At 66.8% G+C, this 18425-nt stretch carries 23 protein-coding genes and 2 pseudogenes; 24 read left to right on the forward strand and 1 reads right to left on the reverse strand.

The window, feature by feature from the left end:
- The first annotated feature begins 10 nt into the window (after positions 1-10).
- From HZI36_RS13120 to tatC, 21 genes and pseudogenes are all read left to right on the forward strand, one after another.
- The gene (locus tag HZI36_RS13120; protein ID WP_179403074.1) at positions 11-280 is read left to right on the forward strand and encodes an STAS domain-containing protein; all 270 of its coding nucleotides are present in this window, start codon (positions 11-13) and stop codon (positions 278-280) included.
- Positions 281-435: 155 nt separating this feature from the next.
- Entirely contained in the window at positions 436-1362 is a 927-nt protein-coding gene (locus HZI36_RS13125; RefSeq protein WP_179403075.1) for an ABC transporter ATP-binding protein, read from the forward strand.
- Positions 1359-2114, forward strand: coding sequence for an ABC transporter permease (locus HZI36_RS13130; protein WP_179403076.1), 756 nt, complete (start codon positions 1359-1361; stop codon positions 2112-2114). The genes HZI36_RS13125 and HZI36_RS13130 overlap by 4 nt, the downstream gene beginning before the upstream one ends.
- 51 nt (positions 2115-2165) lie before the next feature.
- Complete coding sequence (locus HZI36_RS13135; RefSeq protein WP_006406983.1) at positions 2166-2405, forward strand: BolA family protein; 240 nt, start codon at positions 2166-2168, stop codon at positions 2403-2405.
- 100 nt (positions 2406-2505) lie between these two features.
- Positions 2506-3768: a UDP-N-acetylglucosamine 1-carboxyvinyltransferase gene (gene murA / locus HZI36_RS13140; protein ID WP_218883891.1), complete on the forward strand. Its 1263-nt coding sequence runs from the start codon at positions 2506-2508 to the stop codon at positions 3766-3768.
- Positions 3765-4421 (forward strand): ATP phosphoribosyltransferase, encoded by a 657-nt coding sequence (gene hisG / locus HZI36_RS13145; protein ID WP_179403078.1) that lies wholly within the window; start codon positions 3765-3767, stop codon positions 4419-4421. The genes murA and hisG overlap by 4 nt, the downstream gene beginning before the upstream one ends.
- A gap of 23 nt (positions 4422-4444) precedes the next feature.
- Entirely contained in the window at positions 4445-5767 is a 1323-nt protein-coding gene (hisD, locus tag HZI36_RS13150; RefSeq protein WP_179403079.1) for a histidinol dehydrogenase, read from the forward strand.
- A 91-nt stretch (positions 5768-5858) separates the two neighbouring features.
- Complete coding sequence (gene hisC, locus HZI36_RS13155; RefSeq protein ID WP_179403080.1) at positions 5859-6938, forward strand: histidinol-phosphate transaminase; 1080 nt, start codon at positions 5859-5861, stop codon at positions 6936-6938.
- Between the two features lie 71 nt (positions 6939-7009).
- Positions 7010-7597, forward strand: a complete 588-nt coding sequence (hisB, locus tag HZI36_RS13160) for an imidazoleglycerol-phosphate dehydratase HisB (RefSeq protein WP_179403081.1) — start codon at positions 7010-7012, stop codon at positions 7595-7597.
- Positions 7598-7655: 58 nt separating this feature from the next.
- Complete coding sequence (locus HZI36_RS13165; protein WP_179403082.1) at positions 7656-8276, forward strand: MarC family protein; 621 nt, start codon at positions 7656-7658, stop codon at positions 8274-8276.
- A gap of 106 nt (positions 8277-8382) precedes the next feature.
- Positions 8383-8991, forward strand: a complete 609-nt coding sequence (hisH, locus tag HZI36_RS13170; protein ID WP_246327073.1) for an imidazole glycerol phosphate synthase subunit HisH — start codon at positions 8383-8385, stop codon at positions 8989-8991.
- A gap of 152 nt (positions 8992-9143) precedes the next feature.
- Positions 9144-9899: a 1-(5-phosphoribosyl)-5-[(5-phosphoribosylamino)methylideneamino]imidazole-4-carboxamide isomerase gene (hisA, locus tag HZI36_RS13175; protein ID WP_179403084.1), complete on the forward strand. Its 756-nt coding sequence runs from the start codon at positions 9144-9146 to the stop codon at positions 9897-9899.
- 69 nt (positions 9900-9968) lie between these two features.
- Entirely contained in the window at positions 9969-10742 is a 774-nt protein-coding gene (hisF, locus tag HZI36_RS13180) for an imidazole glycerol phosphate synthase subunit HisF (RefSeq protein WP_179403085.1), read from the forward strand.
- Positions 10743-10832: 90 nt separating this feature from the next.
- On the forward strand, positions 10833-11246 hold the full coding sequence (hisI, locus tag HZI36_RS13185) for a phosphoribosyl-AMP cyclohydrolase (RefSeq protein ID WP_179403086.1): 414 nt from the start codon (positions 10833-10835) through the stop codon (positions 11244-11246).
- Positions 11243-11608: a phosphoribosyl-ATP diphosphatase gene (locus HZI36_RS13190; protein WP_179403087.1), complete on the forward strand. Its 366-nt coding sequence runs from the start codon at positions 11243-11245 to the stop codon at positions 11606-11608. Before hisI ends, HZI36_RS13190 begins: the two co-directional genes overlap by 4 nt.
- Before the next feature lie 62 nt (positions 11609-11670).
- A complete protein-coding gene (locus HZI36_RS13195; RefSeq protein WP_179403088.1) occupies positions 11671-12123 on the forward strand; it encodes a DUF4870 family protein in 453 nt (150 codons plus the stop codon).
- Between the two features lie 28 nt (positions 12124-12151).
- On the forward strand, positions 12152-12517 hold the full coding sequence (locus tag HZI36_RS13200; protein WP_179403089.1) for a histidine triad nucleotide-binding protein: 366 nt from the start codon (positions 12152-12154) through the stop codon (positions 12515-12517).
- Positions 12518-12599: 82 nt separating this feature from the next.
- Entirely contained in the window at positions 12600-12830 is a 231-nt protein-coding gene (gene tatA, locus HZI36_RS13205) for a Sec-independent protein translocase subunit TatA (RefSeq protein WP_179403090.1), read from the forward strand.
- 26 nt (positions 12831-12856) lie between these two features.
- A pseudogene (gene tatB, locus HZI36_RS27515) lies at positions 12857-13166 on the forward strand (Sec-independent protein translocase protein TatB); the annotation flags it as partial.
- Positions 13167-13234: 68 nt separating this feature from the next.
- A pseudogene (gene tatB, locus HZI36_RS27520) lies at positions 13235-13393 on the forward strand (Sec-independent protein translocase protein TatB); the annotation flags it as partial.
- 16 nt (positions 13394-13409) lie between these two features.
- Positions 13410-14219: a twin-arginine translocase subunit TatC gene (gene tatC, locus HZI36_RS13215; protein WP_179403092.1), complete on the forward strand. Its 810-nt coding sequence runs from the start codon at positions 13410-13412 to the stop codon at positions 14217-14219.
- Between the two features lie 9 nt (positions 14220-14228).
- Here the strand turns inward: tatC and HZI36_RS13220 are convergent, their stop codons facing one another.
- Positions 14229-15434, reverse strand: a complete 1206-nt coding sequence (locus tag HZI36_RS13220; protein ID WP_179403093.1) for a S1C family serine protease — start codon at positions 15432-15434, stop codon at positions 14229-14231.
- A gap of 21 nt (positions 15435-15455) precedes the next feature.
- Between HZI36_RS13220 and HZI36_RS13225 the strand changes: the two genes are divergently transcribed.
- The 3 genes from HZI36_RS13225 (at position 15456) to HZI36_RS13235 (ending at position 18424) form a co-directional block, all read left to right on the forward strand.
- Positions 15456-16202, forward strand: a complete 747-nt coding sequence (locus tag HZI36_RS13225; RefSeq protein ID WP_179403094.1) for a Nif3-like dinuclear metal center hexameric protein — start codon at positions 15456-15458, stop codon at positions 16200-16202.
- Between the two features lie 218 nt (positions 16203-16420).
- Positions 16421-17041, forward strand: a complete 621-nt coding sequence (petA, locus tag HZI36_RS13230) for a ubiquinol-cytochrome c reductase iron-sulfur subunit (protein ID WP_179403095.1) — start codon at positions 16421-16423, stop codon at positions 17039-17041.
- On the forward strand, positions 17042-18424 hold the full coding sequence (locus HZI36_RS13235; RefSeq protein WP_179403096.1) for a cytochrome b: 1383 nt from the start codon (positions 17042-17044) through the stop codon (positions 18422-18424).
- The last annotated feature ends 1 nt before the right edge of the window (position 18425 follow it).

Here is an 18425-nt window from a genome sequence, read left to right on the forward strand (position 1 = left end):
GTCGCCTGTCGTGAGCCACTTCGACGCTGGCACCACGCTGACCCACGCGAGCGCGAAGGCCGCGCTCGCGGCGGGCCTTTCGCGCATCGCGGCGGGCGACACCGCCGTCGATTGCGCGGCGCTCGCGCAGTTCGACTCGTCCGCGCTCGCGGTGCTGCTCGCCTGGCAGCGCTCCGCGCAGGCGCGCGGCGCCACCCTCGACATCGTCAATCTCCCGCCCAAGCTCGCGAGTCTCGCGCACGCATACGGCGTCGACGCGCTGATCGACGGCCGACACTGACCCTGCCTCCGTCGCCGGCCGCGCACATCCGGGCGCAGGCAGGCGCTGCCGGTTTGCCCGTATAATCAAGCGTTTTGCGGGCCTTCTATCGGCCCCTTTTTTCTTTCGCTTCCAGCCCGAATAGGCGCCGCGGCCGTTGCGCCGCCGGCACAGTCATGTCAGCCATAGAAATCCGTCACGTCAAGAAGCGCTACAAATCGCTTCAGGCGCTCAAGGGCGTCAGCCTGTCGATCGACGAAGGCGAGTTTTTCGGCCTGCTCGGTCCGAACGGCGCCGGCAAGACCACGCTCATCAGCATTCTCGCCGGCCTCGCCCGCGCCGACGAAGGCTCGATCTCGGTCCGCGGCCACGATGTCGTCAAGGACTTCCGTGCCGCGCGGCGCGCGCTCGGCGTCGTCCCGCAGGAGCTCGTGTTCGATCCGTTCTTCACCGTGCGCGAGACGCTGCGGATCCAGTCCGGCTATTTCGGGCTGCACCGCAACGACGACTGGATCGACGAGGTGATGGCGAACCTCGATCTCACCGAGAAGGCCGACGCGAACATGCGCGCGCTGTCCGGCGGGATGAAGCGCCGCGTGCTCGTCGCACAGGCGCTCGTGCACCGGCCGCCGGTGATCGTGCTCGACGAGCCGACCGCCGGCGTCGACGTCGAGCTGCGCCAGACGCTGTGGAAATTCATCGCGCGGCTGAACCGCGAAGGCCACACGATCGTGCTGACCACGCACTATCTCGAGGAAGCCGAGTCGCTGTGCGACCGGATCGCGATGCTGCGCCGCGGCGAGGTCGTCGCGCTCGACCGCACCAGCGCGCTGCTGCAGCGTTTCGCCGGGCTGCAGCTCTATCTGCGTCTCGCGAACGGCTCGCTGCCCGGTGAGTTGCGCGCGCTCGAGAGCGATCCGGCCGCCCGCGCGCCGGGCGAGCATCTGCTGCGCCTCACGAGCTACGACGACGTCGAGCGGATTCTGTCTCAGTGCCGCGCGCAAGGCTGCGCATTCGACGAGATCGAGGTCCGCAAGGCCGACCTCGAGGACGTGTTCGTCCAGGTGATGAACGGGGCCGGCGCGATCGAGGGCTTAGCATGAACGGTTTTCGCACGTTGTTCTACAAGGAAATCCTGCGCTTCTGGAAGGTGTCGTTCCAGACGGTGCTCGCGCCCATCGTCACGGCGCTGCTGTATCTGACGATCTTCGGCCATGCGCTGCGCGGCCGCGTCGAGGTCTATCCGGGCGTCGAGTACGTGAGCTTCCTCGTGCCGGGCCTCGTGATGATGAGCGTGCTGCAGAACGCGTTCGCGAACAGCTCGTCGTCGCTGATCCAGTCGAAGATCACCGGCAACCTCGTGTTCGTGCTGCTGCCGCCGCTGTCGTATCTCGACATGTTCGGCGCGTACGTGCTCGCGTCGGTCGTGCGCGGGCTCGCGGTCGGCACGGGCGTGTTCGTCGTGACGGTCTGGTTCGTGCCGATGAGCTTCGCGGCGCCGCTCTACATCGTCGCGTTCGCGATTCTCGGCTCCGCGATCCTCGGCACGCTCGGGCTGATCGCCGGGATCTGGGCCGAAAAATTCGACCAGCTCGCCGCGTTTCAGAACTTCCTGATCATGCCGTTGACCTTCCTGTCCGGTGTGTTCTATTCGACGCATTCGCTGCCGCCGGTGTGGCGCGAGGTGTCGCGGCTCAACCCGTTCTTCTACATGATCGACGGCTTCCGCTACGGGTTCTTCGGCGTGTCCGACATCGATCCGCTCGCGAGCCTCGCGATCGTCGCCGGGTTCTTCGTGCTGCTCGCGCTGTTCGCGATGCGGCTGCTGTCGACCGGCTACAAGCTGCGTCATTGAATACGACGCGCGCGCGCCGGGCGGCGCGTGCGCACTGTGAAGGAGCATTCCATGTTGCCGACCCCCGAACAGGTCAAGCAATACATCGCGGGCGGGCTCGCCTGCACGCATCTGGAAGTCGAAGGCGACGGCCAGCACTTTTTCGCGACGATCGTGTCGCCGGCGTTCGAGGGCAAGCGGCCGATCCAGCGGCATCAGCTCGTCTACGCGGCGCTCGGCGATCGCATGAAGCAGGAAATCCACGCGCTCAGCATGAAGACGCTGACGCCCGCCGAATGGCAGAACGCATAACCGGAAAAACTGAGTGCAAGTCACCGTCAACGAGCGCGACGCCGTAGAAAGCGTCGCCACGGCACACCCGGCCGCCAATCGGGATACGCAGGGACATGGGATGGACAAGCTCGTGATCGAAGGCGGCCGCCGGCTTTCCGGCGAGATCGCGGTCTCCGGCGCGAAGAACGCGGCGCTGCCGATTCTGTGCGCGAGCCTGCTGTCCGCGCAGCCGGTGCACCTCGACAACGTGCCGAACCTGCAGGACGTCCGCACGACGCTGAAGGTGCTGAACCAGATGGGCGTCACGAGCGAGATGACGGGCAGCCACGTGCAGCTCGACGCGTCGCGCGTCGACAACCTCGTCGCGCCGTACGAGCTCGTGAAGACGATGCGCGCGTCGATCCTCGTGCTGGGGCCGCTCGTCGCGCGCTTCGGCGAGGCGAAGGTGTCGCTGCCGGGCGGCTGCGCGATCGGCGCGCGGCCGGTCGACCAGCACATCAAGGGCCTGCAGGCGATGGGCGCCGAGATCAACATCGAGCACGGCTTCATCGAGGCGCGCGCGAAGCGGCTGAAGGGCGCGCGGATCGTCACCGACATGATCACCGTGACCGGCACCGAGAACCTGCTGATGGCCGCGACGCTCGCCGACGGCGAGACCGTCATCGAGAACGCCGCGCGCGAGCCCGAGGTCAGCGACCTCGCGCACCTGCTCGTCGCGATGGGTGCGAAGATCGACGGGATCGGCACCGACCGGCTCGTGATCCAGGGCGTCGACGCGCTGCACGGCGCGCATCACGCGGTGATCTCGGACCGGATCGAGGCCGGCACGTTCCTGTGCGCGGTCGCGGCCGCGGGCGGCGACGTGACGCTGACGGGCGTGCGGCCGCACATTCTCGACGCGGTGATCGACAAGCTGCGCGAAGCGGGCGTGACGATCGAGGAAGGCCCGTCGTGGCTGCGCGTGAAGATGGACCGCCGGCCGTCGGCGGTGACGATCCGCACGTCCGAATACCCGGCGTTCCCGACCGACATGCAGGCGCAGTTCATGGCGCTGAACGCGATCGCGGACGGCACGTCCCAGGTGATCGAGACGATCTTCGAGAACCGCTTCATGCACGTGCAGGAGCTGAACCGGCTCGGCGCGAACGTCACGATCGACGGCAACACCGCGCTCGTGACCGGCGTGCCGCAGTTGTCCGGCGCGAAGGTGATGGCGACCGACCTGCGCGCGTCCGCGAGCCTGGTGATCGCCGGCCTCGTCGCCGACGGGGAAACGCTCGTCGACCGCATCTACCATCTGGATCGCGGCTACGACCGCATGGAAGCCAAACTGACCGCCGTCGGCGCGAACGTGCGCCGCGTCACCGGGAGCCACGCATGAACGCGCCGCTGACCCTCGCACTTTCGAAGGGCCGCATTTTCGAGGAAACCGTGCCGCTGCTCGCCGCCGCCGGCGTGCAGGTCGCGGAGGATCCGGAATCGTCGCGCAAGCTGATCCTGCCGACGACCGACCCGAACCTGCGCGTGATCATCGTGCGCGCGACCGACGTGCCGACCTACGTCGAATACGGCGCGGCCGATTTCGGCGTCGCCGGCAAGGACGTGCTGATCGAGCACGGCGGCTCGGGCCTCTATCAGCCGATCGACCTGCAGATCGCGCGCTGCCGGATGTCGGTCGCGGTGCCGGCCGGCTTCGACTACGCGAACGCGGTGCGCCAGGGCGCGCGGCTGCGCGTCGCGACGAAATACGTGGAAACCGCGCGCGAGCACTTTGCCGCGAAGGGCGTGCACGTCGACCTGATCAAGCTGTACGGCTCGATGGAGCTCGCGCCGCTCGTCGGCCTCGCCGACGCGATCGTCGACCTCGTCAGCTCGGGCAGTACGCTCAGGGCGAACAATCTGGTCGAGGTCGAGGAGATCATGCAGATCTCGTCGCGCCTCGTCGTGAACCAGGCCGCGCTGAAGTTGAAGCGCGCCGCGCTCAAGCCGTTCCTCGACGCGTTCGAACGCGCGTCGCTCGCGAACGGCGCGTGAGCGTCACCGAAACGGACCCAGCCATGCCACTCACCATCCGCAAGCTCGATTCGACGAGCGCAGGCTTCGGCGCCGCGCTGCGCGCGGTGCTCGCGTTCGAGGCGAGCGAAGACGAAGCGATCGAGCAGTCGGTCGCGAACATTCTCGCCGACGTGAAGGCGCGCGGCGACGCCGCCGTGCTCGACTACACGAACCGCTTCGACCGGCTCGACGCGACGAGCGTCGCCGCGCTCGAGCTGCCGCAGTCCGAACTGGAGGCCGCGCTCGAAGGGCTCGAGCCGAAGCGCCGCGCGGCGCTCGAGGCGGCGGCCGCGCGCGTGCGCGCGTATCACGAGAAGCAGCGCATCGAATGCGGCAGCCACAGCTGGCAGTACACCGAGGCCGACGGCACGGTGCTCGGCCAGAAGGTCACGCCGCTCGACCGCGTCGGCCTGTACGTGCCGGGCGGCAAGGCCGCGTATCCGTCGTCGGTGCTGATGAACGCGATTCCGGCGCGCGTCGCCGGCGTCGGCGAGATCATCATGGTCGTGCCGACGCCGGACGGCGTGAAGAACGACCTCGTGCTCGCCGCGGCGCTCCTGGGCGGCGTCGATCGCGTGTTCACGATCGGCGGCGCGCAGGCGGTCGGCGCGCTCGCGTACGGCACCGCGACGGTGCCGCCCGTCGACAAGATCTGCGGGCCGGGCAACGCGTACGTCGCGTCCGCGAAGCGCCGCGTGTTCGGCACGGTCGGCATCGACATGATCGCGGGGCCGTCCGAGATCCTCGTGCTGTGCGACGGCACGACCGATCCGAACTGGGTCGCGATGGACCTGTTCTCGCAGGCCGAGCACGACGAGCTCGCGCAGTCGATCCTGCTGTGCCCGGACGCGTCGTTCATCGAGCGCGTCGAGAAGGCGATCGACGAGTTGCTGCCGACGATGCCGCGCAAGGACGTGATCCGCACGTCGCTCGAAAACCGCGGCGCGCTCGTGAAGGTGCGCGACATGGCGGAGGCGTGCAAGATCGCGAACGAGATCGCGCCCGAGCACCTCGAAATCTCGGCGCTCGAGCCGCAGCAGTGGGGCAAGCTGATCCGCCACGCGGGCGCGATCTTCCTCGGCCGCTACACGAGCGAGAGCCTCGGCGACTATTGCGCGGGCCCGAACCACGTGCTGCCGACGTCGCGCACCGCGCGCTTCTCGTCGCCGCTCGGCGTGTACGACTTCCTGAAGCGCTCGAGCGTGATCGAGGTCAGCGCGGAAGGCGCGCAGACGCTCGGCGAGATCGCGTCGGAGCTCGCGTACGGCGAAGGGCTGCAGGCGCATGCGCGCAGCGCCGAGTACCGGATGAGACAGGGCGGCTGACGCTCGACGCCCCGCAGGAGACCACGGGCAGGGCGGCGTGCCGCCGCTCTGCCGACCTTGATGCCGGCGCCAAGCACGCCGGCTTGCGACCATGACCACGCCACAAGACATCATCCGCCGCGATGTGCTCGCGATGACGAGCTATCCGGTGCCGGACGCGACCGGCTTCGTGAAGCTCGACGCGATGGAGAACCCGTATTCGCTGCCGGCGCCGCTCGCGGCCGCGCTCGGCGAGCGGCTCGCGCAGGTCGCGCTGAACCGCTATCCGGCGCCGCGGCCGGCCGCGCTGATCGACAAGCTGCGCGCGGCGATGCACGTGCCGCCCGCCTGCGACGTGCTGCTCGGCAACGGTTCGGACGAGATCATCAGCATGATGTCGGTCGCGTGCGCGAAGCCGGGCGCGAAGGTGCTCGCGCCGGTGCCGGGCTTCGTGATGTACGAGATGTCCGCGAAATTCGCGCAGCTCGAGTTCGTCGGCGTGCCGCTCGCGGCGGACCTGACGCTCGACGTCGACGCGATGCTCGCGGCTATCGCCGAACATCGGCCCGCGCTGATCTATCTCGCGTACCCGAACAACCCGACCGGCACGCTGTTCGACGATGCCGGCATCGAACGGATCGTCGCAGCCGCGGGGCAGAGCCTCGTCGTGATCGACGAGGCATACCAGCCGTTCGCCGAGCGCACGTGGGTGCCGCGCGCGGCGGCGTTCGACAACGTCGTCGTGATGCGCACGGTGTCGAAGCTCGGCCTGGCCGGCATCCGGCTCGGTTATCTGGTCGGGCTGCCCGCGTGGCTGACCGAGTTCGACAAGGTGCGCCCGCCATACAACATCAACGTGCTCACGCAGGCGACCGCCGATTTTCTGCTCGACCACCTCGACGTGCTCGACGCGCAGGCGGCCGAACTGCGCGCGGAGCGCGCGCGGCTCGCGCAGGCGGTGGCCGCGCTGCCGGGCGCGACGGTGTTCCCGAGCGCCGGCAATTTCCTGCTCGTGCGCGTGCCGGACGCCGCCGCGGTGTTCGATGCGTTGCTCACCGAGCGGGTGCTGATCAAAAACGTGAGTAAAATGCACCCATTGCTCGCCGAATGTGTGCGGCTGACCGTCGGTTCTCCCGACGAAAACGCCCGCCTGCTGGCCGCACTGAAGCTCGCGCTGCCCGCGAGGCCCTGACGGCGGCGACGGTGGCGGCAGCGGCGCGCAAAGATCAACCCCCATTTTTCAGACTCATTCAAGGAATCACCATGCGTGTGGCGGAAGTCGTTCGCAATACCAGCGAAACGCAGATCCGTGTGAAGCTCGACCTCGACGGCACCGGCCAGCAGAAGCTCGCGACCGGCGTGCCGTTCCTGGACCACATGCTCGACCAGATCGCACGGCACGGCCTGATCGATCTGGATGTCGAAGCGCATGGCGATACCCACATCGACGATCACCATACGGTCGAGGACGTCGGCATCACGCTCGGTCAGGCGGTCGCGAAGGCGGTCGGCGACAAGAAGGGCATCCGCCGCTACGGTCACTCGTACGTGCCGCTCGACGAGGCGCTGTCGCGCGTCGTGATCGATTTCTCCGGCCGGCCGGGCCTCGAATTCCACGTGCCGTTCACGCGCGCGCGGATCGGCACGTTCGACGTCGACCTGTCGATCGAATTCTTCCGCGGCTTCGTGAATCACGCGGGCGTCACGCTGCACATCGACAACCTGCGCGGGATCAACGCGCACCATCAGCTCGAGACGGTGTTCAAGGCGTTCGGGCGCGCGCTGCGGATGGCGGTGGAGCTCGACGAACGCGCGGCGGGGCAGATCCCGTCGACGAAGGGCAGCCTTTGACGAACGGAAAGGACGCGAACGCCAAGCTCACCGCTTCGGCGCGTCGCGCCGGCTTGCGATGGATCTGCTCAAATCGTTCATTTCACTGCTCGCGCTGATCAACCCGGTCGGCGCGGTGCCGTTTTTTCTCAGCCTTACCGCGAACCAGACGGAGGCCGAGCGGCATCGCACGATCCGGATCGCGTCGGTGTCGGTGTTCTGCGTGATGACGATCACGACGTTGCTCGGCCAGCAGATCATCGATTTCTTCGGGATTTCGGTCGGCTCGCTCGAGGTCGGCGGCGGGATCATCATGCTGCTGATGGCGATCAACATGCTGAACGCGCAGGCCGGCAACACGCGCTCGACGCCGGAGGAGCGCGACGAGGCGGAGATGAAGAGCAACATCGCGGTCGTGCCGCTCGCGATTCCGCTGCTGACGGGCCCCGGCTCGATCAGCACCGCGATCGTCTATGCGGCGAACGCGCGGCACTGGTACGAGCGGGCCGGCCTCGTCGCGATCGGCGCGATTCTGGCCGTGCTGTGCTTCGTCGCGATGCGGCTCGCGGAGCCGATCGCGAAATGGATCGGCCGCACCGGCATCAACATCGCCACGCGGCTGATGGGTCTGATGCTGTCGGCGCTGGCGGTGGAATTCATCGTCAATGGACTGAGGGCGTTACTGCCTGCACTCAAATGAAACTACCCCCACGCTCACGTTGTTCGCTGCCCCCCGAGGGGGCGTTCAGCCTCCTTGGGGCGGCCCGGCGGAGGCTGAAATGAAAATTGCGATTGTTGACTATGGGATGGGCAACCTGCGCTCGGTCGCGCAGGCGCTCAGGAAGGCCGAGCCGGCCGCCGACGTGGCGATCGTCGATACGCCGGCGGCGATCCGCGCGGCCGACCGCGTCGTGCTGCCCGGCCAGGGCGCGATGCCGGACTGCATGCGCTGCCTCGGCGAATCGGGGCTGCAGGAGGCGGTGATCGAAGCGTCGCGCACGAAGCCGCTGCTCGGCGTATGCGTCGGCGAGCAGATGCTGTTCGACTGGAGCGCCGAGGGCGACACGAAGGGCCTCGGGCTGCTGCCGGGCAAGGTCGTGCGCTTCGCGCTCGACGGCCAGCTGCAGGACGACGGCTCGCGCTTCAAGGTGCCGCAGATGGGCTGGAACCGCGTGCGCCACACGCGGGCGCACCCGCTGTGGGACGGCGTGCCCGACGACGCATACTTCTACTTCGTCCACAGCTACTACGTGCAGCCGGACGATCCGGCGCACACGGTCGGCGAGACGCTGTACGGCGCGCCGTTTACGTCGGCGGTCGCGCGCGACAATCTCTTCGCGACCCAATTTCACCCGGAGAAAAGCGCGGAGGTTGGTTTGCGTCTGTACCGCAACTTCGTACACTGGAAACCATGAACGCGATGCGCGGGCCCCGCCGCACGGGCCTGGCGCGCCGGTTTGCGCCGATCTGCGCCGAACGAGATGTACTAAACTAGCGGGACGGCGCGGTGCCGGATTGGCCGGCGCGCGTCTCCCTCCATTCTTTTTCCCTGACGAACCCGATTGCTATGCTGCTGATTCCGGCCATCGATCTTAAAGACGGTCAATGCGTGCGCCTCAAACAGGGCGATATGGACCAGGCGACGATTTTCTCCGAGGATCCCGCGGCGATGGCCCGCAAATGGGTCGATCTCGGTGCACGACGACTCCACCTCGTCGATCTGAACGGCGCGTTCGCCGGCAAGCCGAAGAATCTCGAGGCGATCGAGGCGATTCTCGGCGAGGTCGGCAACGAGATTCCGGTGCAGCTCGGCGGCGGCATCCGCAGCCTCGAGACGATCGAGAAGTATCTGGATGCGGGCCTGTCGTACGTGATCATCGGCACCGCCGCGGTGAAGGATCCGGGCTTCCTGCAGGATGCGTGCACCGCGTTCGCGGGCAGCATCATCGTCGGCCTCGACGCGAAGGACGGCAAGGTCGCGACCGACGGCTGGAGCAAGCTGACCGGCCACGAAGTGATCGATCTCGCGCGGAAGTTCGAGGACTACGGCGTCGAGTCGATCGTCTACACGGACATCGGTCGCGACGGGATGCTGCAGGGCATCAACATCGAAGCCACCGTGAAGCTGGCGCAGGCGGTCGGCATTCCGGTGATCGCGAGCGGCGGGCTGTCGAACCTCGTCGACATCGAGAAGCTCTGCGAGGTGGAAGGGGACGGCGTCGAAGGCGTGATCTGCGGCCGGGCGATCTACTCGGGCGATCTCGACTTCGCGGCCGCGCAGAAACGCGCGGATGAACTGAACGGCGAACTCGACGACGCCTGAAACCGCTCGCGTGCGTTCGCCCAGGCCGCCCGCGCGGGCGGCTCCAACCGGGGCATTTGGCCCAACATCATGGCACTAGCTAAACGCATCATCCCCTGCCTCGACGTGACCGCCGGGCGCGTCGTCAAGGGCGTCAATTTCGTCGAGCTGCGCGATGCCGGCGATCCGGTCGAGATCGCCCGCCGCTACGACGAGCAGGGCGCCGACGAACTCACGTTCCTCGACATCACCGCGACGTCCGACCAGCGCGACCTGATTCTGCCGATCATCGAGTCGGTCGCGTCGCAGGTGTTCATTCCGCTGACGGTCGGCGGCGGTGTGCGCGCGGTCGAGGACGTCCGGCGCCTGTTGAATGCCGGCGCGGACAAGGTCGGCATGAATTCGTCCGCGGTCGCGAACCCGCAGCTCGTGCGCGACGCGGCGGACAAATACGGCTCGCAATGCATCGTCGTCGCGATCGATGCGAAGCGCGTGTCCGCGGACGGCGAGCCGCCGCGCTGGGAAGTGTTCACGCACGGCGGCCGCAAGGGCACCGGGCTCGACGCGATCGAGTGGGCGCGGAAGGTGGCCGAGCTCGGCGCGGGCGAGATCCTGCTGACGAGCATGGACCGCGACGGCACGAAGTCCGGCTTCGATCTCGCGTTGACGCGCGGCGTGTCCGACGCGGTGCCGGTGCCGGTGATCGCGTCGGGCGGCGTCGGCTCGCTGCAGCATCTTGCGGACGGCATCAAGGACGGCCGCGCCGATGCAGTGCTGGCCGCGAGCATCTTCCACTACGGCGAGCACACGGTCGGCGAGGCGAAGCGCTTCATGGCCGACCAGGGCATTCCGGTGAGGCTGTGAGATGAAACGACCCCCACGCTCGCGTTGCTCGCTGCCCCCCGAGGGGGCGCTCAGCCTCCTTGGGGCGGCCCGGCGGAGGCTGAGATGACCATGGAAACGACAACGTCGATGCCCGCGTGGCTCGACAAGGTTCGCTGGGACGACAACGGCCTCGTGCCGGTGATCGCGCAGGAGGCGTCGACGAACGACGTGCTGATGTTCGCGTGGATGAACCGCGACGCACTGGTGAAGACGATCGAGCTGAAGCGTGCGGTGTATTTCTCGCGCTCGCGCCAGCGCCTGTGGTTCAAGGGCGAGGAGTCGGGCCACGTGCAGCACGTGCACGAGGTGCGGCTCGACTGCGACGAGGACGTCGTGCTGCTGAAGGTCGAGCAGGTGTCGGGCATCGCGTGCCACACCGGCCGGCATTCGTGCTTCTTCCAGAAATTCGAGGGCACCGTCGGCGACGGCGAATGGGTCGCGGTCGAGCCGGTGCTGAAAGATCCCGAACACATCTACAAATGACGCAATCGATCGAAGATACGCTGCTGCGCCTGTCGGCCGTGATCGACGGCCGCAAGGGCGGCGACCCCGAAACCTCGTACGTGTCGCGCCTGTTTCACAAGGGCGACGACGCGGTGCTGAAGAAGATCGGCGAGGAAGCGACGGAAGTCGTGCTCGCCGCGAAGGACGTGCGCCAGGGCGGCGCGCCGAGCTCGCTCGTCGGCGAGGTCGCGGACCTGTGGTTCCACTGCCTCGTGATGCTGTCCCATTTCGATCTGAGCCCGTCCGACGTAATCGCCGAACTCGAGCGCCGCGAGGGGTTGTCGGGGATCGAGGAGAAGGCGATGCGCAAGCGCCGCGAGCGCGAGGAAAACGGCGGCTGACGCGCCATAGCGGCGGTAGCGCACCAGCTCGGTGAAAATTGTCATCGAACGGAGGTAGCATCATGACTGAAACGCCAAGTCAGCTCCCGCCGCCCGCCTACCGGAACCCGTCCGATGACGAGCGTCTGAACGGACTGCGCACGCTGACCCACATCCTCTATGCGCTGTACGCGGTGCATTGGCTGACGGGCGGCATCACCAGCCTCGTTGCGCTCATCATCGACTACGTGAAGCGCGACGACGTGGCCGGCACGCCGTATGCGGACCATGTCGAGTGGCAGATCCGCACGTTCTGGCGGACGCTGATCGGGTACGTGGTGGGTATCGCGCTCATGTACGCGGCCGGCTTGACGTTCACGTTCGCACCCGCGCTTTCGATCGGGTACCCGATCGTGTTCGCCGGCGTCGGCTTTCCGCTGTTGGGGGCGACCTGCGTGTGGGCGCTGTACCGTATCATCAAGGGATGGCTGTTTTTGAACGACAACAAGACGCTCGATCCGCAAGCGTGGTTCTGACCGGCGGCGCGGGCGTTTCAGGAGCATCATGAGTCACGATCCGAATTGCCTGTTCTGCAAGATCGCGGCGGGCGAGATTCCGAGCACGAAGGTGCACGAGGACGACGAGTTCGTCGCGTTCCGCGACATCCGCCCGGCGGCCGAGACGCACGTGCTCGTGATTCCGCGCAAGCACCTGCCGACGCTGTCGGCGGCGAGCGCGGACGACGCGCCGCTGCTTGGTAGAATGCTCGTCCTCGTCGCGCGGCTCGCCGAGCAGCTCGGCGTCGCTTACCGGGGCGGCGATACCGGCTTCAGGACCGTGATCAACACGGGGCCGGGCGGTGGGCAGGAGGTCTATCACCTGCACGCGCACATTCTGGCCGGCCCGCGTCCGTGGCAGCGGATGGGCTGACCCGGGTTTTCGCTTTCATTCGAATGCCGGCGTGGCGCCGGCGGTTTGCGCCGCGAGCGGCGAGGTTGAGGAGAGGTGGATCATGGGTGGACTGAGTATTTGGCACTGGCTGATCGTGCTGCTGATCGTCGCGCTGGTGTTCGGCACGAAGAAGCTGCGCAATATCGGCAGCGATCTGGGCAGCGCGGTGAAGGGCTTCAAGGAAGGGATGCGCGACGGCGACGCGCCGTCCGATCCGCAGCAGCTCCCGCGCTCGGGCACGGTCGACGTCGACGCGAAGGAGACGACGCGCTCCGACTCGCAGAAGTCGTAACGACCGCACGCTGACGGACGCTTCCGATGCTCGATCTCGGTCTTTCGAAGATGGCGCTGATCAGCGTGGTCGCGCTGGTCGTGCTCGGCCCCGAGCGCCTGCCGCGCGTCGCACGCACGGCGGGCGCGCTGTTCGGCCGCGCGCAGCGCTACATCAACGACGTGAAGGCCGAGGTCTCGCGCGAGATCGAGCTCGACGCGCTGCGCACGATGAAAAGCGACTTCGAGGCGGCCGCGCGCAACGTCGAGAGCACGATTCACGAGAATCTGCGTCAGCACGAAAGCGAGCTGAACTCGGCATTCGGCTCGGCCGTCGGCGCGACCGACGCGGCCGCCGCTGAACTGGCGGGCGCGGCGGGCGCGGGTGGTGCGGCGTCCGGCGGGTCGCTGTGGCACGTCAGCCGCGCGCCGGCGCCGAAGCGGCGCAACTGGCGCGTGAAACAGGCGGCGATGCCGGCCTGGTACAAGCGAGCAACCACGCACCGCACACACGTGCAATCGGGCGCCGCGCGCGTCGCGCGCCATCAGCCCGCGAGCCTGCGCCGTCCCGTGCGCTTCTTCTGATCAACCGAGGGCCGGCGTGAGCGACCCCCAGCACAAACCGGACGAAGGCCCGGAAGAAACCTTCATCTCCCATCTCGTCGAGCTGCGCGACCGGATCATCCGCGCGGGGCTGTCGGTGATCGTCGTGTTCCTCGGGCTCGTGTACTGGGCGCCCGACATCTTCCGACTGCTCGCGCGGCCGCTGATGCAGAACCTGCCGAAGGGCGGGAAGATGATCGTCACCGACGTCACGGGATCGTTCTTCGTGCCGATGAAGGTGACGATGCTCGTCGCGCTCGTGATCGCGCTGCCGATCGTGCTGTACCAGATCTGGGCGTTCGTCGCGCCAGGGCTGTATCAGCACGAGAAGAAGCTGATCGCGCCGCTGGTCGGCAGCAGCTACGTGCTGTTCATGTGCGGGATGGCGTTCGCGTACTTCCTCGTGTTCCCGACGATCTTCCGGGTGATGGCGCACTACAACGCGCCGCTGGGCGCGGAGATGTCGACCGATATCGACAATTACCTGAGTTTCGTGCTGGGGATGTTCATCGCGTTCGGGGTGACGTTCGAGGTGCCGATCGTGGTGGTGCTGCTGGTGCGGATGGGGGTGCTGACGATCCAGAAGCTGAAGGAGATCCGGCCGTACGTGATCGTCGGCGCGTTCGTCGTGTCGGCGGTGGTCACGCCGCCGGACGTGTTCTCGCAACTGATGCTCGCACTGCCGCTGATCGTGCTCTACGAGGCCGGGGTGATCGCCGCGCGGCTGTTCGTGCCGAAGCCGGCGGCCGACGAGAGCGAGAACGGTGAGAAGGGTGAGAAGGGTGAGAAGAGTGAGACGGCGGGCTGATCCGCCGCGTCACTCTTCCTCGTTGTCCTGCTGATCGGTCGCCGCCTGCTTCGGCGGCGGCGGGCGCTTGCCGATCACGACGTTCACGTCGAACTCCTTGCCCTTGCGCACGACGTGCACCTTCGTCGGCGTGCCCGGCTTGATCTGCGCGACGACGTTCAAGAGCTTCGTCGTGTCGGTGATCTCCTCGCCGTTGACCGACACGAGGATGTCGCCCGGCCTGATCCCCGCCTTGTCGGCCGGGCCGCCCTGCAGCACGCCGGCGACGATCGCGCCCGACTTCTGCTGCAGCCCGAACGATTCCGCGATCTCCGGCGTGACGTCCTGCGGCTCGACGCCGATCCAGCCGCGCGTGACCGAGCCGGTCGTGATGATGCTTTCGAGCACATTGCGCGCGGTCGACACCGGAATCGCGAAGCCGATGCCGAGCGAGCCGCCCGAGCGCGAGTAGATCGCGGTGTTGATCCCGAGCAGGTTGCCGTTCACGTCGACGAGGGCGCCGCCCGAGTTGCCCGGGTTGATCGGCGCATCGGTCTGGATGAAGTTCTCGAACGTGTTGATGCCGAGGTGATTGCGGCCGAGCGCGCTGATGATCCCCATCGTCACCGTCTGGCCGACGCCGAACGGGTTGCCGATCGCGAGCACGACGTCGCCGATGCGCGCCTGGTCCGAGCGGCCGAGCGTGATCGTCGGCAGGTTGTCGAGGTTGATCTTCAGCACCGCGAGGTCCGTCTCCGGATCGCTGCCGATCACTTTCGCGGTCGCGGTGCGGCCGTCGGCGAGCGCGACCTCGATCTGGTCCGCGCCGTCGACGACGTGCTGGTTCGTTAGAATGTAACCTTCCGGGCTCACGATGACGCCCGAGCCGAGGTTCGCGGCGGGCTCTTCCTGCTGCTTGTGCGCGTGATCGCCGAAGAAGTAGCGGAACAGCGGATCCTTCGCGCGCGGATCGGGCGGCAGCGAGCCGTCCTTGCTCGAGAACACGTTCACGACGGCCGGCATCGCTTTCTGCGCGGCGTCCGCGTACGACGTCTGCGCCGGCGCGCCGCCGATTCCGGGCGCAACCTCGCGCAGCGCGACGATCGGCGCCGACAGCTGCTTGCCGAGTTGCCCCTGGCGTTGCAGCCATTGCGGCTTCAGCGTCACGACGATGAACATCAGCGCCAGCAGCACCGTGACCGCCTGTGCGAAGAACAGCCAGAAGCGTCTAAGCATCTGAATCGACGAGAGGTTTATATGGATCGGATCGAACTTGAATTGTACTTGAACAATACCCTCGACACTGCCCGCTTCAAGGACTACTGCCCGAATGGTCTGCAGGTCGAGGGGCGGCGGAAGATCGAGAAGATCGCGACCGGCGTCACGGCTTCCGTCGCGCTGCTCGAGGCGGCGCTCGACTGGGGCGCGGACGCGGTGCTCGTCCATCACGGCTACTTCTGGCGCAACGAGGCGCCGCAGATCACCGGCCGCAAGCACCGGCGGCTGAAGCTGCTGCTCGCGAACGACCTGAACCTGTTCGCGTTCCATCTGCCGCTCGACGCGCATCCGGAACTCGGCAACAACGCGCAGCTCGGCGACCGGCTCGGGCTGATCGGCGAAGCGCACTTCGGCGAGCTCGACCTCGGCTGGATGGCGACGCTGCAGATGCCGGTCACGCTCGAGCACTTCGTCGCGAAGGTCGAGCACACGCTCAGCCGCGCGCCGCTGGTGCTCGGCGATCCGGAGCAGCAGGTGCGGCGCATCGCGTGGTGCACCGGCGCCGCGCAGAGCTACTTCGACGCGGCGATCGACGCCGGCGCCGACGTGTTCCTGACCGGCGAGGTGTCCGAGCCGGTCACGCACGCGGCCGCGGAGAGCGGCGTCGCGTTCGTTGCGGCGGGGCACCATGCGACCGAGCGCTACGGTATCCAGGCGCTCGGCACCCATTTATCCGAACAATTCGGTATCGAACACCTGTTTATCGATATTCACAATCCGGTCTGAGCGCGGGATTTGCGGCACCGCATCGAAATCGATCAATGCAGCGAACGCTTACAAACCGTTTTGGCGCGTGATTCGGGCGGTGCGGGGAAACCCTTGACTATCAACCACTTCGAAGGGATTTTCGTATCCGGGCCTTGTAAATAGCGACTCCATTCGCGCAAACTAGCGGCGGACTTGAAAGTCGTGACGGAATATTCAACTTGGAAGTGGGGCGTGTGATGCGAGACAAGGAAGAGAAACGCGTCGACAGCGGCCGCCGTACCTGGCTGATTGCGACATCCGTAGCAAGTGGCGTCGGAGGTGTCGCCACTGTCATACCCTTCGCGGCGTCGCTCGCGCCGTCTGCGAGGGCGAAGGCGGCTGGCGCGCCGATCGAGGTCGACATCGGCGGCCTGAAGTCCGGCGAAATGATGACCGTCGCGTGGCGCGGCAAGCCCGTGTGGATCCTGAACCGCACGGACGACATGCTCGCCGACGTCGTCAAGGCCGACCAGGAGGTCGCCGATCCGACTTCCGAGCATCCGTATTCGATGCCGGTGCCGGCCTACTGCGCGAACGAGTACCGCTCGCGCGCCGAGCACAAGCACATCCTCGTCGTGATGGCCGTCTGCACGCACCTCGGGTGCACGCCGTCGCAGCGCTTCACGCCGGGTCCTCAGCCGAACCTGCCGGACGACTGGCCCGGCGGCTTTCTGTGTCCATGCCACGGCTCGACCTACGATCTGTCCGGCCGGGTCTTCAAGAACAAGCCCGCTCCGCAGAACCTCGATGTTCCGCCATACATGTTCACGTCGGCGACGACGATCGTGATCGGCAAGGACGAGAAAGGAGAAGCGTAAATGGCGACGGACCATAACGAAGTCACGACGACCGGCCTCACCGGCTGGATCGACGCACGGTTCCCGTGGACCGTGACGATGAAGAAGCACGTCACCGAGTACTACGCGCCGAAGAACTTCAACTTCTGGTATTTCTTCGGTTCGCTCGCGCTGCTCGTGCTCGTGAACCAGATCGTCACCGGCATCTTCCTGACGATGAACTACAAGCCCGACGCGACGCTCGCGTTCTCGTCGGTCGAGTACATCATGCGCGACGTGCCGTGGGGTTGGCTGATCCGCTACCTGCATTCGACGGGCGCGTCGATGTTCTTCGTCGTCGTCTACCTGCACATGTTCCGCGGGCTCATGTACGGCTCGTACCGCAAGCCGCGCGAGCTCGTGTGGATCTTCGGCTGCGCGATCTTCCTGTGCCTGATGGCCGAGGCGTTCATGGGCTATCTGCTGCCGTGGGGCCAGATGTCGTTCTGGGGCGCGCAGGTGATCGTGAACCTGTTCTCGGCGATCCCGTTCGTCGGTCCGGACCTGTCGCTGTGGATTCGCGGCGATTACGTGGTGTCCGACGTCACGCTGAACCGCTTCTTCGCGTTCCACGTGATCGCGATTCCGCTCGTGCTGGTCGGGCTCGTCGTCGCGCACCTGGTCGCGCTGCACGAAGTGGGCTCGAACAACCCGGACGGCATCGAGATCAAGGCGAAGAAGGACGAGAACGGCATTCCGCTCGACGGCATCCCGTTCCATCCGTACTACTCGGTGCACGATTTCCTCGGCGTCTGCGTGTTCCTGATGATTTTCGCGGCGATCGTGTTTTTCGCGCCGGAGATGGGCGGCTACTTCCTCGAGGCGAACAACTTCGTGCCGGCGAACCCGCTGCAGACGCCGCCCGAGATCGCGCCGGTCTGGTACTTCACCGCGTTCTACGCGATGCTGCGCGCGACGACCGACCCGTTCAAGATCGTGCTGATGGTCGTGATCCTGCTGCTCGGCCTGCTCGCGCTCGTGCGCGCGCGCGGCAAGTGGAAGCTCGGGCTGCCGGTGCTGTCGGTCGCGATGGTCGTGTTCATGTACCTGACGGAATCGAAGTTCTGGGGCGTGGTCGTGATGGGCTCGGCGGTCGTCTCGCTGTTCTTCCTGCCGTGGCTCGACCGCAGCCCGGTGAAGTCGATCCGCTACCGGCCGCTGTTCCACAAGGTGTTCTACGGGATCTTCGTCGTCACGTTCCTGACCCTCGGATTCCTCGGCACGCAGTCGCCTTCGCCGGGGAGGACCTTGATCGCGCAGGTGTGCGCGCTGATCTATTTCGCTTTCTTCCTCGGCATGCCGGTCTGGACACCGCTTGGCACGTTCAAGCAGCCGCCGGAGCGCGTGCGCTTCAAGCCCCATTAAC

Origin of the sequence: Burkholderia guangdongensis (genome assembly GCF_013403875.1) — a bacterium.
GTDB classification, from domain to species: domain Bacteria; phylum Pseudomonadota; class Gammaproteobacteria; order Burkholderiales; family Burkholderiaceae; genus Burkholderia; species Burkholderia guangdongensis.